Genomic DNA, 14,590 nt, shown 5'->3' on the forward strand with positions numbered 1-14,590 from the left:
CTCTTTATAACAGCACTTTCACGTTGATTTATAATGATAATTCATTGTTTTATTCGTTGGATGAGAGCTTCTAAAATCATAGGATTTTCTTATTTCAAACCTATGTATGGTGAACCAATCAAAATCATGTCTCTTACATATATCAAGCGGGGAAGTCTGTATGGCGTAAAACACTTGAGAAAGAACAATGCTTCTTATGAATCCTCTCAAGTTTTAAGGGCTGTAGCAACATTGGAGGGTGGCAAAGTGTGTGATGATGCTGGCTTATGGAAAAAGAGCCGATAAATGGGCTGAGAGATGCTTTTTATCGATTTTACAAAACAGAGCTAAGAGAGCACGCAGCCATGTTTTTTGTGTTAAGATTTTTAGTATTTTTTCCCATATTTCATAGATCATGTATTGTGAGGTTTTAAAAGGCTTTTCTTTAAAGCGTATAAAGCACAAGAGCAGTATAATTAAAATACGAATTGTTTGTATTTATCAATGTGAGTATCTATATTTTGTATGCTAATTTTATTAAAATAGAATATGTAGCAGCCCGTGAATCACATTTACACATAATGATATAATATCGGGAAGTCGGTGAGAGAGCTGTGTGAAATGTCGGTGAGGAGAAAAAGGAGCGAGGATGGGTGATCACGATACTTTCATAGTTATAGTAGGAATAATCATAGCAGGGGGCATAATCTGTAGTCTTTGGTTAGCAAATTATCAAAAAAAGCAATTAAGTGAACAGCTTGAGCAATGTGAGAAATTACTGCAGCTGAAAGATCGAGAGTGCGCGATATATGAAAATATTATTACACAATGGGAACAAAGGCTTTTTCAAAAAACTCGAAGAATACCGAAAGAATGGATTAAGCAATGGGATGAAGAAGTAAGACATTGGGAAAGGGATATACTGGAGATAAAAAATCCTGGGCACATTTCTGAATCTAAAGAACAGCAGCATCCAATGATACGAGATATTTGTGCTCAAGGATATGCAGATACGTTTTTTCTCTATGAAAAGGCGATGGAAGTGGAATTTACTGCTGAGCACATCGAAAGAATAAATGAATTAATGAAGCGTCCAATTTTTAAGGAAACTTATCCTAAAGTTGTGCGATTGATGAGAAAGAATGGGATCATTTTGCAAAAGTTTTTAGATCCACTCACGAAAAAAAACGATATAAACATACAATGCTGTCGCTTCATTGGTGTTTATATGTGGTTGATGATATGCTTAAAGCTGAATATGAACAACAACTACAAGATAAGGCTTCAGGGCTCTATCGTGACTTAGCATCTATGGAAATTTGGTTTGAAGATATACCTAAATATACAGAATATGAAACGCTAAAAAAGATACTGCAAGGATTTGGGACCATGCCTGGTGACTGTGATGTACTATGCGTTTGTAAAAGAGAACTTTTATCATTATTGTATGATATTTCCAGTGATTATAAGGCGGCGAGAGAGACTTTTATTTACTATAAGATGCTTATTGATACGGTGAAAGAAGGATATATGGCCTTTGATAAGGATTGTCGTTACTCCACGGTTGAAAAGGCAATGAAGGCTTGTAGAAAGAGAGATAAAGAAGAGAAAAAAGACCTAGTAGTCCTTAATGAAAAGATACCGACATTTGAAGAAGCTTATAAATTAGGCATTAAAGAATGGATGAAATCATCAAATGAGAAATGCGATAACCGGTTGATTTTTTGGGAGCAGCTTACCAGACAAACAAAATTAAAAGCTATCTTCGGTGAGGAGAGGGTAAAGAAATTGGAAGAGGCTATCGAAAAAGATCAAAAACAATTCGTGAATGAAATACAGGAAGCAATTCTCGAGAACAAAAATGTGCATTTTCATAAGTCTCATGCGTATTTGATACAGTATTTGGAATGAGGGTAAAAAAATGAGAGGCATATGTGACAGTTCTTATGGGAGAGCAGAGGTAGGCTTTTGGAGGCAATCTTTTTTCGGCAGTGTAAGGTGACCTCTTAAGAAGGGTAGGGTAGGTTTTTGCAGCAGGTGTATTTATTGTTTTTGAGAGCGTTTTGTTGTGATGGTGATTTTTGTTTTCTGGTTTGTTTGCAGGGGAACTGAGGAGAACAGCAGCGTCAATAATATTGGCTAAGCTGTCATTATATCTTTAAGGGGGTATAAGGGCTTGATCGTTGGTGATGGTTTTGTGAACTATTTGTATGCGGGGTGTTCTATTGCAAATTTGCGGGTTGTCTTTCCAAAAGTTCTCGGCTCGACTAGCGGATAAGCTCAATCAAGAGCAGCAGTGTCAAGACAAGCGAAGTTCTGTAGGCTTTCTCATCACAATTTTCCGAATTTTTTCATCATTTTCATCATATTGTGTAATTTGATGAGATAGGTTGCGTGATGAGAGTATTCAGAGGGGGCTCGTATTGCCTTTTGAAAAGACGTCCTTTTGAGAGCTTAATGTGAGGACTAAATGCCTTTTTTGAGGGTTTTTTCTAACTTGGTGCGGATGTGTTCATTGCCGGCGATGATGTTTTTTTTGCGGAAGATATCATCACCGCCTTCTTTATCGGTGACAAAACCTCCGGCTTCGCGAACCATCAATATTCCAGCAGCCATATCCCAAATTTGCAGGTTGTCTTCCCAATAGCCATCAATTCTTCCAGCAGCAACATAGGCTAAATCAAGAGCCGCAGCACCAAAACGGCGAAGTCCAGCAACTTCCATCATCACATTGCGCAATTCAATAAGATAGGTTCCATGACCTGGGCGTCCAAAATGAGGCATGCCTGTGGCAATGACACAATCTTCTAATCTTTTCCGCGCAGAAACGCGACAGCGCCGGTCATTGAAAAAAGCACCACTGCCCCGTTCTGCGGTAAAAAGTTCATCATTCACGGGGTTGTAAATGACACCCGCAACAATTTTACCTTGGCTTTCTAAAGCAATGGAAATAGCAAAAAAAGGAATGCCATGGAGAAAATTTGTGGTGCCATCTAAAGGGTCAACAATAAAACGATGTTGCGAATCTTCTCCAATGATTTCCTCAGACTCTTCCATCAGAAAACCAAATTTGGGGCGTGCTTTGCTTAATTCGTTGAAAATAATTTTTTCCGCTTTGCGATCGGCTTGGCTGACGTAATCGGCTGGCCCTTTTAGGGACACTTGCAAATTTTGCACTTCACCGTAATCACGCACCAACGAGCGTCCTGCTTTCATGGCAGCTTGCACCATGACATTCATGATTGCAGAATGGGCCATTTTTTATTCCTTTATTTATCTTTTTCATTTGCACGACGCAAATAAATCAATTCGTTGGTGTCGACAATGATACGCTCACCGGCATTCATAAAAGGAGGAACAAGAATACGAATCCCGTTTTCAAGAATGGCAGGTTTATAAGAAGCGGTGACCGTTTGTCCTTTGAGAGCCGGATCAGCTTCCAAAATCGTGACAGCAACTTGATCAGGAAGTGAGATGCCGATAGGCTTTTCTTGATAAAGTTCAACTGTGACAGTCATTCCATCTTGCAAGAAAGCAGCACGTTCACCAACAAAATCCTTTTGAAGTTCAAGTTGTTCATACGACTCTGAATCCATAAAGACTAAAGCATCTCCTTGTTGATAAAGAAAGGTGAAATCCTTTTGTTCAAGGCGGACGCGCTCAACCGTCTCTGCGGCACGAAAGCGTTCATTCAGTTTTGTCCCATCCAGTAAATTTTTTAGTTCAACTTGATTAAATGCACCACCTTTTCCTGGTTTAACGGCATTACATTTCACTGCAACCCACAAGCTTCCTTGATGCTCTATCACATTACCAGGACGAATTTCATTGCCATTAATTTTCATCGTTTCTATCCAATTCTATTTTTGCAAAAAGAGCTCTCGTGTTGCCTTTATGGCGCTTTTCTTTGCTGCCTTTAACAGTGAGCGCTTTTGTTATTTTGGGGCTCAAATTCCTTTGTTCGTCTTGCGACTTTCTCATGGTTCCCTGTGTGCTCTTTATTATTTTCGCTCAAACTCCCTTTGCGCATGGTTTTTGCAAAGAGAAAAGCTTAAGGACAAAAGGACCTTGATGTATTTTTGCTTCTCAACTCTTTGCAAGACCATAAAAAGTGCCAAGACGCAAGCTTTTTAAAAATTTGTGCAAAATTTTTTGAGACTTTTGGGAAACTTTTTTGGGGTTTTTGGGAAATTTTATTTCATTGTATCGTAAAATATTATTGAGATTAATGATAGAGGTTCTGTAAAACCATGAGGTGTTTTTTATGAGAATGCGTGATGAATATGAGAAGGGGGAGCTTGTCCGGATAATTTTGTTGAATAAACACCATGAAATGGGAAGCGCAATGAGTTGCGTTCTGAGAATCCGGATTGCTGAGAAATTGGGTCGGGAAGGGACTTGTGTCCCTTAAGGTGTATGAGGTCTGTTAAGAACAGAGCGTGTAGCACCTTATAGCGCGTATCGCGTTATAGAGAATGTGGTGCACAATTACGTAAGGTTAGCTTGCATTCTCATCCATGATGAGCTGTAGAATGGCTCTTTGTTTTATCGAGGTAAGCGTTCTAAACCTTTTGAGCAACAGGTATTCCTCTGTGTTTGAGATGACTTCATCGTGATGGTATGGAGGCTGTTATTTTGTGATGATATCGGCATAAAAAAAGGAAATCGGAACATTCAAAATATCGGAAATTTGCATTAAACGCCCCGCGCTGACACGATTTAAGCCTTTTTCGTATTTTTGAATTTGTTGAAAGCTTATACCTAAAGCATGCCCTAAAGTTGTTTGAGACATTTTTAGCATTTGTCGTCTCAAGCGAATTTTCTTGCCAACAAAAAGATCAATATTAAGATTTTGAGATTGCATTTTACCCTCCCGCCGGTTGCGAGCGCCCTCGCATGAGTATTCCGGGAGTCAAAAATACTGAACTCGAATCAGCTTTTTTGCTTTTAGTGCTGGTAAGCACCTGGACATAGCAAAAACTCCCGGAATTCCGGGATACCCACAAAGTGGGACAAATTAATGTACGAGTTTTCGGGTTTTTGAATCCCTATTGGTCGTTGCGTATGCGACCAAAACACCTTCTTATTCATAAAGTAATTTCAGCAGATTGGCAATAAAAAAACAGCTTTTTAAACGAGAGGCGCTGTGTTTTTCTTACGCAATCAAAAAGAAGGCAGCGCTCTTCTGATCCTCTGATCTTTCCATATTTTGAGAATAATATTTTACAAGCGGATAGCTTATTTTGCTGAGGTGTGGAGCACTTGTATCGTTACAAGATGTGATAAAATTTATCTATTCTCGCTAAAAAACAAGGTTCTTTATTGAGATGCAAATCTCTTTGCCTTTCGCAAAAACTTTTAAGTCTTTACATTTAAAATAGAGAGAATGCCCATATTCAAAGAGCGGGTTCATTTGGGCTGAGTATTTATATAAGCACGTGGTTCTCCGTTCACATTATACTGAAAAAGAGATACTATAGTGCTACTATTTAATCTTATTCTATAACTCAAATTCACACCCATGTTTTGTTGTTTTTGAGGTTGATCTGTATAGATCACATTATATCCATTCCGTTGCAACAGATTGATAAATAAAGGCGTAAAGCTGTCTACTGTATTATTTTTCTTTATAAGAAGTGTGGTTGTAGCTGGTGGTAAAATCCCTTTGTTACCGCTAATAAATTTGTTAGCAACTAATTGTGCCTGACGCTTTGTAAGACTTTGATCAACATAATTTGATGAATAACTGCCTACAGACGCACAACCAGCCATCACCACAACCGGTGACAGCAATAAATATTTTAACATTGTTATTCCCCTCTTTTAATTCTACATCTTATTGTCAGTAATTCTATACCTTATAGGCTCTCCTGCGAAGCTTCTATTCCAGAAATAAGAGCAACTTCGCTTATAGCTATACTACAACGTATCGGCTTCAAATCAAGCGGTAATTTATCAATGAATAATGGTTCCAGTTTTAATTTAAGGCTGTTTCATGTGCTTTTGGCGGTGTCTATTTTAAATAAACGGCTGCTTTTGGTGATTGTGATAAAAAAATATTGTTTTGCGCTTTCATGTTAAGATTATGTTCTCTATCGCCATTATAAAATGATGCGTTAGGTGCGGGTTTAGGTTGACCAAATAAATTTTCAAACATTACTTTTTGAGGGCTACTTTTTAAAAATATGCATGAATACTTACATTGTTTGCTGTAAAATGCTATCGGTTGAGGCGTCGTGCTGTAAGACATAAAATTTTGTATATGTGATGTTTTTATGAGAATGCGTGATGAATATGTGAGGGGGAGCTTGTTCGGACAATCGTGTGTAATAAACCCTATGAAATGGGAAGCGCAATGAGTTGCGTTCTGAGAATCCGGATTGTTTGCCAACAAGATCGTGAAGGGGCTTCTTTCCGTTGAAGATGTGTAAGGCAAGTCAAGAATAGCGCATGGTGCGCCCTATTGATATTAGCTTGCGTTTTCATCCATGATAAGCTGTAGAATGGCTCTTTGTTTTATCGAAGTGAGCGTTCTAAATCTTTTGAGCAACAGATATTCCTCTGTGCTGGAGATGACTTCATCGTGAGGGGAGAGGGCATGTTGTTTTGGCATGATATCCGCATAAAAAAGGAAACTGGGACATTAAGGATATCGGAAATTTGCATTAAACGCCCCGCGCTGACACGATTTAAGCCTTTTTCGTATTTTTGAATTTGTTGAAAGCTTATACCTAAAGCGTGCCCTAAAGTTGTTTGAGACATTTTAAGCATTTGCCGTCTCAAGCAAATTTTTTTGCCAACCAAAAGATCAATATTAAGATTTTGAGATTGCATTGCTCCCCGCCGGTTGCGAGCGCCCTCGCATGAGTATTCCGGGAGCTTGAAAATACTGAAACCTAATCAGCCTTTTTTGCTTTTAGTGCTGGTAAGCACCTGGACATAGCAAAAACTCCCGGAATTCCGGGATACCCACAAAGTGGGACAGATTTACGCGTAGGTTTCGGGTTTTCAAGGCCCTCTTGGTCGTTGCGTAGGCGACCAAAACACCTTTCAACTCATAAAGGAATTTCAGCAAATTGGCAATAAAAAACAGCTTTTTTAATGAGAAGTGGTGTTTTTCTCATGCAATTGAAAAGAAGTATAACTATTTTGATCCTATGATTTTTCTGTAGCATGAGGATCATATTTTACGGTGCGCGGATAGTATCGTTTTTTATGTTTATTGGATAATGCTTGCTTTAAAAACAAATGATACAGTATGTTTTCATTCTTATGAATTTTTCTTGCCAATGCGTTTTCTTGCCAATGAAAATGACGTTATAAAGACCCCTTTTGCATTGTTCCCTTGCCGGTTGCGAGCGCCTTTTTATGCGTATTCCGGGAGTCAAAAATACTGACCTCGAATCAGCTTTTTGCTTTTAGTGCTTATCGCCCCTGGACAGAGCAAAATCTCCCGGAATTTCTATCAACTTTATCTCTTTGAAGCAAAGAATAGCATTTCTCTCAAGCGTTTTTATAAAAATAAAAATGTGTTTTATTGCTTTTTTGCATGCTTTTTCTCATTCGTATGTGTCTATACCGTAAAATGCTGTATAACATACTGATTTAAATGATAGTTTACTATTTTAAATGTTGTATGCTTGAATATTGTACGACTATCCCATTTTAAACTTCTTACGGTGAAGCAGTTAAGAGCATTTTCTTACACGTTACAAGCCGATATTTTGTGGAGCAAAATAATTGATAAAGAAATAAAAATGTATTTCATGAATTTTCTAAAAGATTAAAGGCTTCTACAATATTGAGGATTAGGAAAGCCTATGATGGTGCGTGTTTGCATTTTTATGAAGTAAAGAAGGGGCATGAAGTAAAGAGGACAGGAGCATGAAATAAAAAGGGAGGAGCATTCTTTCAAGATCAGGGGCTTTTTGCCAGCTTTAGCAGGCATAGAGCATGGTGTTGTTGGTATAGAATATGGCGTTGTTTTTGTGTCTGCTGCCTTCTATTTCTTGAAGCATCATTTTGTTTATTCTTTTGATAAAGCCTTTCTGAGAGAAATTTGTGCCAAGAAAAATTTAAGCTTGTTAAGTGCTTTTTAAAAAACAGGAAGGAGCTTTATGGCTTCTTTTTGCGCCTTTTCTCGTTGTGTGTTGTCCATACCTTGGAGCATTATTTCAAGATCTGGGGCTTGCATTTTTGCCTCCTTTGCAAGCAGATACCATGCTGCTGCCATGATCGTATCGCCTTTTGTTCCGATGCCGTCTCGATAAAGTCTTGCAAGGGAAATTTGTGCTGGGGGGACCATGTGGGTGGCATTGTGAAGCAGCAAATGAAAAGCACGGTCAAAATCTTTTTCTCCTCCACGTCCCTGTATAAGCCATTGTGCTAAATGAAGTTGCGCTTTTAAGTGGTTGTTTTGAGCTGCAACTTCCAGCAGTTTGCGGGCATTACGCTCATCCTTTGGTCGATTTAAAGTGCCTAAGGAAAGAATTTTTGCCGCTGCAAAAGCAGCTTCTGCATCCCCAAGAGCAGTGCCTTTTAAGTGCCATTTTAAAGCTTGCTCGATGGCTTCATTTTCACTGCTTTGAGAAGAAACGCCGGGGAGAGTTTGTTTTTCCTGTGAAGCTTTATAAAGAAGAAGTTGTCCATAATAAAAATAGGCTTCTTTGACACCTGCGTTGACAGATTTTCGAATAAATTGTTCACCAAGTTCTTGATTTTGTTTTACAAAATTACCATCAAACAACATAAGTCCATAGCGGAGTTGGGCTTGGGGTTCCCCTTGTTTTGCTGCGCGTTCAAACCATAAAGCAGCTCGCGCCCCGTCAACAGGAACAGCGCATCCTTCCATATAAATTCGGGCAAGAAGCGTTTGCGCAAAAGGATCATTTTTTTCAGCACGGCGGAGGGCTTCACGAAAAGCTTTTAAATAATAGCCTTGAATGTAATAGTCATAAGCTTGGTCATAGTCTCCAGCTTTTAAGGGCTGAAAAGGTTCTTCTGGGTTTGAAGATTCTTGAATCGTATTAAAAGAGTGTTCAAAATCTGAGAGTTCATCAGTGTTTCCAGCAGAATTTACAACAGAACTTGCAAGTCCCATCATACCTAGGATAAGCAGTTGAACACTTCTTTTGATCATCGATTTCTCCTCCTCATTACCAAACAGAATTTTCACATTTTTTTTTCATCATTACAAGCCGAATCCCATTGCTCTCTTATTTTTTATTTCCGTTAAGGGAGGTTTAGGCACCTTTATAAAAATAGCATCAACGTTGATAAGAAACAGACTATTTTAAACAGTGCTATTCTTAATAAATATCCATCACTTTAAAATAAAAAAGCGTCTATGATGAGGCTATCCTTTTACGAATACGTAACTGAATTGTTGATGAAGAGCGGGGGAATTGGTTATGAAGAACATGGAATGTTGATAAAGAGAGGTCTGTGGGCTCTAGAGTGCGTGTCATATTATAGAGAGCGTGTTGCATTCTATTGCATGATTTTAGCTTGCATTCTCATCAGAGAGTAACTGCAAAATGGCTCTCTTTTTTATCGTGGTCAAAACTCTAAATTTTTTGAGCAGTTGGTATTCTTCTGTGCTGGAGATGATTTCATCATGATGATAAGGAGGCTGTTGTTTCGTGATGATATCTGCATAAAAAAAGGAAATCGGAACATTGAGGATATCAGAAATTTCCATTAAACGCCCCGCTCTGACACGATTTAAGCCGTTTTCATATTTTTGAATTTGTTGGAAACTGACGCCTAAAGCATCTCCTAAAGTTGTTTGAGACATTTTGAGCCTTTTTCGTCTCAAGCGAATTCTTTTGCCGACCAGAAGATCAATATTAAGATTGTTGGTTTGCATTTCACCCTCCCGCCGGTTGCGAGCGCCCTCGCATGAGTATTCCGGGAGTTAAAAACACTGAGTCCGAATCAGCATTTTGCTTTTAGTGCTGGTAAGCACCTGGACATAGCAAAATCTCCCGGAATTCCGGGACCCCCACATCAGTGGGTTCATTTTTATGTATCGGACCTTAGGGTTTTTAATCCCCGTTGATCGTTGCGTATACGATCAAAAATACCCTTTCATTCATAAAGTAATTTGAGAAGATTGGCAATAAAAATGAAGATTGTTTTATTTTATGAAAGAGTGTGTGGTTTGGTGCAATGAAAAAGCGTCCATATTGAAGAGGGAGATATCCTTAAATATGGATAACTTCTGATGAATAAAGCCTATTGTATTCACATGATATTAAAAGCTTTCATTGGGTTCAGAGAGTAATTGTAAAATGGCTCTTTGTTTTATCGAAGTGAGCGTTCTAAATCTTTTAAGCAGCAGGTATTCTTCAGTGTTCGAGATGGCTTCGTCGTGAGGGTAGGGTGCATGTTGTTCGGTGGCGATATCCGCATAAAAAAAGGAAACCGGAACATTGAGGATATCAGAAATTTCCATTAAACGCCCCGCGCTGACACGATTTAAGCCGTTTTCATATTTTTGAACTTGTTGGAAACTGACGCCTAAAGCATCTCCTAAAGTTGTTTGAGACATTTTGAGCCTTTTTCGTCTCAAGCGAATTCTTTTGCCGACCAGAAGATCAATATTAAGATTGTTGGTTTGCATTTTACTCTCCCGCCGGTTGCGAGCGCCCTCGCATAAGTATTCCGGGAGCTTGAAAATACTGAGTTCTAGTCAGCCTTTTTGCTTTTAGTGCGGAAACACACCTGGACATAGCAAAAACTCCCGGAATTCCGGGATACCCACAAAGTGGGTTCATCTTTACGCTAGAACTTAGGGTTTTCAAGGCCCCTTTTGGTCGTTGCGTATGCGACCAAAACATCTTTTAATTCATAAAGTAGTTTCAGGAGGTTGGCAATAAAAAATAGTTTTTAATGAGAGGCCGTGTGATTTTGATGCAAGTAATAAAGCATAACTATTTTTCTTATTGGAGATTGTTTGCGCGGGTAAATGATATAGTGTGTTTTCTTTGTCAATGAAAATGCCGTTAATTAAGCTTGTTGGTTTGCATTGTCCCCGCCGGTTGCGAGCGCCCCCTTATGCGTATTCCGGGAGTTAAAAACACTGAACTCGAATCAGCATTTTGCTTTTAGTGCTGGTAAGCACGTGGACATAGCAAAAGCTCCCGGAATTCCGGGATACCCGCAAAGCGGGATCAATTCATGTTTAGATTTAAAGCTTTAGAGCTCTCCTTACTGTTGTGTATGAAATCAAAACATCCCTCAATTCATAAAGTAATTTTTAGGGGAATGGTAATAAAAAAGAGCGTTTCTTAACGTATAGGGTTTGTAAAGCAAAAGGTAGCGTGTTTTTTGATGCAAGCAATATAAAGCGTTCACAAAAGGGGTGACTTTGAATAGAGCTTAGTGTGCGCTATCGCATGATTTTAGCTTGTATTCTCATCAGAGATGAGCTGTAGAATAGCTCTCTTTTTTATCGTGGTCAAAACTCTAAATTTTTTGAGCAGTTGGTATTCTTCTGTGTTCGAGATGATTTCATCATGATGATAAGGAGGCTGTTGTTTCGTGATGATATCTGCATAAAAAAAGGAAACTGGAACATTGAGGATATCGGAAATTTCCATTAAACGCCCCGCGCTGACACGATTTAAGCCGTTTTCATATTTTTGAACTTGTTGGAAGCTTATCCTTAAAGCATGCCCTAAGGCTTTTTGAGACATCTTTAGCATTTGTCGTCTCAAGCGAATTTTCTTGCCGACAAAAAGATCAATATTAAGAGTGTTGGTTTGCATTTTACCCTCCCGCCGGTTGCGAGCGCCCTCGCATGAGTATTCCGGGAGTTAAAAGTACTGAACCTAAATCAGCATTTTGCTTTTAGTGCTGGTAAGCACCTGGACATAGCAAAATCTCCCGGAATTCCGGGATACCCGCAAAGCGGGGTAAATTCATGTTTAGGTTTCAGGCTTTTAATCCCTATTGGTCGTTGCGTATGCGACCAAGACACTTTTTAACTCATAAAGGAATTTCAGGAGGTTGGCAATAAAAAATAGTTTTTAATGAGAGGCAGTGTGGTTTTGATGCAAGTAATTTTGATGCAAGTAATAAAGCATAACTATTTTTCTTACTGGAGATTATTTGCGCGGGTAAATGATATAGTGTGTTTTCTTTGCCAATGAAAATATCGTTAATTAAGCTTGTTTTTGCATTGTTCCCTCGCCAAGTGCGCGCGCCTTCGCATAGTATTCTGGGAGTCTAAAAATACTGAAACCTAATCAGTCTTTTTGCTTTTAGTGCTTATCGCCCCTGGACAGAGCAAAATATCCCGGAATTCCGCGATACCCAAAAAGTTGGTCAATTCATGTTTGAGTTTTCAGGCTTTAGAGCCCTCTTGATCGTTGCATATGCGACCAAGAGACCTTTTGATTCATAAAGGAATTTGAGATATTTACAATAAAAGATAGTTTTTTAATGAGAGTCTATCCGCCTTTTAATCTCTCTGAAACGATAACCAAAATCATGATATCAGAGCCGTGCTTATCAAAAGGTCTAAAATGATTTTTTCCACGGTAATGAATTTACAAGCGGTTTCTTTATTAAAATTTGCACCATCGCTTGGCTATTGAAGAAGGATATGTGCGTAATAGCTTTTTTGTCTTTAAAGAACGTGGTGGCTTTATGGGCTGCGGTGAAGTGTCATGGTTTTATGGGGGCGTGCGTTTTAAAAACTAAAGATTAAGTGTTATTCACATAGAATTTAATGCACAAGGAATGGCATCTTGACTAAAAGGGACCTCCGCTCCTTTTAAGCGATTAATAAGTTTGGGAAATGTCTCTTGTACGTGTTTTTCAAAAGAAAGGTAGTAAATTCCATTAACATCTGAAGGTATTTCAACGCCTTCTTTGTATAAAATAGCTATTTTATCAAAAGGAAGTATGGAGATTAACATTCCCATCTCGAGAATAACATTTTGTCGTGCACGGGGGTGCGCTTTTGTTTCACCGTCAGATATAGCATAGCCTATATCATCGGGAGTTAGCAGTACAATGCCAAATCCTATAGAACCTTTACAAATTTCTTTTTTCAAAGTTTCAATGATGGGAAAGCCATTACCACCAGTATTTTGTAAAATGTATGGTTCGAGCTCAAGTCTGCGAAGAATAAGTTCAAGTTGCTCTAAGGCAACGTGGTCATGACCATGAACGATAAAAATTTTTTTATTTGAGGTATTGGAAGCAATTTTTGGAAAAGGAGTCGTTGATTTTGTTTCTATATATTGAACTAAATCTTCTCTCAACTTTTGTTTTGTGTTTTCTTTGCCTTGAAAGCTAAGTGTTCCTGTACTTTCATACCAATTAATAATTCCTCCATCGCAGGTTTTGATCTGATATCCTCCAGAAGAATTAAGTGATAGAGACTTAATTTCTTTAATTTTATATCCACACTTGCAAACTATGTTTTGAAGATCTTCAAACGTTCCTCTGTATTTCATTTTTTATGTCCCCTGCATATTTCCATCATTCGTTGTTGGTATGCATTAACCAATATCAACAATGATGAGTTTCCCCAATCATAATGGCTTCTTTTTATAAGACATTGAACTAGAAAGTTTTGATGATTCTTCTCTATATATTATGTAAAAAAAGCGCAAGCTTTTTCATCTCATTTGATAGAATTGCGGAAAGAAAAACACATTTTTCTCCCCTTTAATCTGTTATTGTGTATTCTATATAAGTAATATAGTGGCGGGTGTTTGGATTTTTATTAACACTTAATTTATGAATTCCCCTCCCACATTACAAGGGGGTGTTTTCACATTTTTCTTGCATTGTTTTAAGCAATATTAAAGGATTGTCGTTCCCCAAAATAACTTCTTCTACAGCGACAAATTCACATCCAGTTTTTAAGGCTTCATCAAAGGTTGCGAAATCGCTTCCTACTTGGATAATGGCAGGGGTTTCCATAATCTCTGCCCACCACGCTGCCAATTGGAGATTACGGGGGTGCGCATGGGGTTTTTTATCAGCTCCTAATTTGCCAAACAGAAGATAGTCAACACCTGTTTCTGCTGCAAGCATGGCGCTATGACGATTGCGTAGATTGCCAAAGCCTAAGATTTTTTGTTCCTTTTGCTGATTTTTAAAGCTTTCAAGAGCGTTAAAATCATCTTCTATGTGCAAACCATCAGCCTTTATGCGTCCCGCAATGCGGCTGTCATCAGTGATGAGAAGAGCGGCGCCATTGTTTTGAATATCTTCTGCGTAAATTTGTGCTTGTTGCTGTAAAAAAGAGCCATCATCTTTTTGCTTTTCAGAATCGTAAAGAATGACGCATGCAAAGGATTTTGTTTGCAAAATGGGACGCAAAAAACTGTGCGGGGTGTTGCGTCGAACATTGAGGGTTAAAACCAATTGAGGAAAAAGAGGGGATTCAATCGGTTTATTTTTTTGTTGTGTCATGCTATATCCCTGTTTCTTAGAAAAAAATGATGCTCAAAAATTAAAGCTTCATCCTATTGATGCTTGTTTGCGATGAGGGTAACCACTATTTTCCCATGATTTCAAGGGGAGAGGTGTGGGAGTGCTTTGATGAAATAGCAAGATGTTTGAAATACCAAGCTGTTGTTAAGCATAC

At 38.5% G+C, this 14,590-nt stretch carries 12 protein-coding genes and 2 pseudogenes; 3 read left to right on the top strand and 11 right to left on the bottom strand.

All coding sequences use genetic code 11. The features are described 5' to 3' along the window. The first annotated feature begins 126 nt into the window (after positions 1 to 126). From PVV66_RS03555 to PVV66_RS03565, 3 genes are all read left to right on the top strand, one after another. Complete coding sequence (locus tag PVV66_RS03555) at positions 127 to 285, top strand: hypothetical protein (protein WP_273718746.1); 159 nt, start codon at positions 127 to 129, stop codon at positions 283 to 285. Positions 286 to 628: 343 nt separating this feature from the next. Next, a complete protein-coding gene (locus PVV66_RS03560; RefSeq protein WP_273718749.1) occupies positions 629 to 1,285 on the top strand; it encodes a hypothetical protein in 657 nt (218 codons plus the stop codon). Then, positions 1,210 to 1,890, top strand: coding sequence for a hypothetical protein (locus PVV66_RS03565; protein ID WP_273718751.1), 681 nt, complete (start codon positions 1,210 to 1,212; stop codon positions 1,888 to 1,890). The genes PVV66_RS03560 and PVV66_RS03565 overlap by 76 nt, the downstream gene beginning before the upstream one ends. A 555-nt stretch (positions 1,891 to 2,445) precedes the next feature. Here the strand turns inward: PVV66_RS03565 and PVV66_RS03570 are convergent. From PVV66_RS03570 to PVV66_RS03620, 11 genes and pseudogenes are all read right to left on the bottom strand, one after another. Continuing rightward, positions 2,446 to 3,237, bottom strand: a complete 792-nt coding sequence (locus PVV66_RS03570) for an inositol monophosphatase family protein (RefSeq protein ID WP_273718753.1) — start codon at positions 3,235 to 3,237, stop codon at positions 2,446 to 2,448. 11 nt (positions 3,238 to 3,248) lie between these two features. After that, a complete protein-coding gene (efp, locus tag PVV66_RS03575) occupies positions 3,249 to 3,824 on the bottom strand; it encodes an elongation factor P (RefSeq protein WP_273718754.1) in 576 nt (191 codons plus the stop codon). 653 nt (positions 3,825 to 4,477) lie between these two features. Then, a pseudogene (locus PVV66_RS03580) lies at positions 4,478 to 4,843 on the bottom strand (helix-turn-helix domain-containing protein). Positions 4,844 to 5,388: 545 nt separating this feature from the next. Further along, complete coding sequence (locus tag PVV66_RS03585; protein WP_273718755.1) at positions 5,389 to 5,787, bottom strand: hypothetical protein; 399 nt, start codon at positions 5,785 to 5,787, stop codon at positions 5,389 to 5,391. 661 nt (positions 5,788 to 6,448) lie between these two features. Next, positions 6,449 to 6,813, bottom strand: a pseudogene (locus PVV66_RS03590) (helix-turn-helix domain-containing protein). 1,261 nt (positions 6,814 to 8,074) lie between these two features. After that, on the bottom strand, positions 8,075 to 9,118 hold the full coding sequence (locus PVV66_RS03595) for a tetratricopeptide repeat protein (protein WP_273718757.1): 1,044 nt from the start codon (positions 9,116 to 9,118) through the stop codon (positions 8,075 to 8,077). Positions 9,119 to 9,481: 363 nt separating this feature from the next. Continuing rightward, positions 9,482 to 9,847: a helix-turn-helix transcriptional regulator gene (locus PVV66_RS03600; protein WP_273718759.1), complete on the bottom strand. Its 366-nt coding sequence runs from the start codon at positions 9,845 to 9,847 to the stop codon at positions 9,482 to 9,484. A gap of 387 nt (positions 9,848 to 10,234) precedes the next feature. Further along, positions 10,235 to 10,603, bottom strand: a complete 369-nt coding sequence (locus tag PVV66_RS03605; RefSeq protein WP_273718760.1) for a helix-turn-helix transcriptional regulator — start codon at positions 10,601 to 10,603, stop codon at positions 10,235 to 10,237. Positions 10,604 to 11,384: 781 nt separating this feature from the next. After that, a complete protein-coding gene (locus tag PVV66_RS03610; RefSeq protein WP_273718761.1) occupies positions 11,385 to 11,750 on the bottom strand; it encodes a helix-turn-helix domain-containing protein in 366 nt (121 codons plus the stop codon). 951 nt (positions 11,751 to 12,701) lie between these two features. Beyond that, positions 12,702 to 13,448 (bottom strand): TIR domain-containing protein, encoded by a 747-nt coding sequence (locus tag PVV66_RS03615; protein ID WP_273718763.1) that lies wholly within the window; start codon positions 13,446 to 13,448, stop codon positions 12,702 to 12,704. Between the two features lie 304 nt (positions 13,449 to 13,752). Then, positions 13,753 to 14,415, bottom strand: coding sequence for a thiamine phosphate synthase (locus tag PVV66_RS03620; RefSeq protein ID WP_273718764.1), 663 nt, complete (start codon positions 14,413 to 14,415; stop codon positions 13,753 to 13,755). Positions 14,416 to 14,590 lie beyond the last annotated feature (175 nt).

Origin of the sequence: Bartonella sp. AU16XJBT (assembly GCF_028618665.1) — a bacterium.
In the GTDB taxonomy this organism is placed as follows: Bacteria; Pseudomonadota; Alphaproteobacteria; order Rhizobiales; family Rhizobiaceae; genus Bartonella.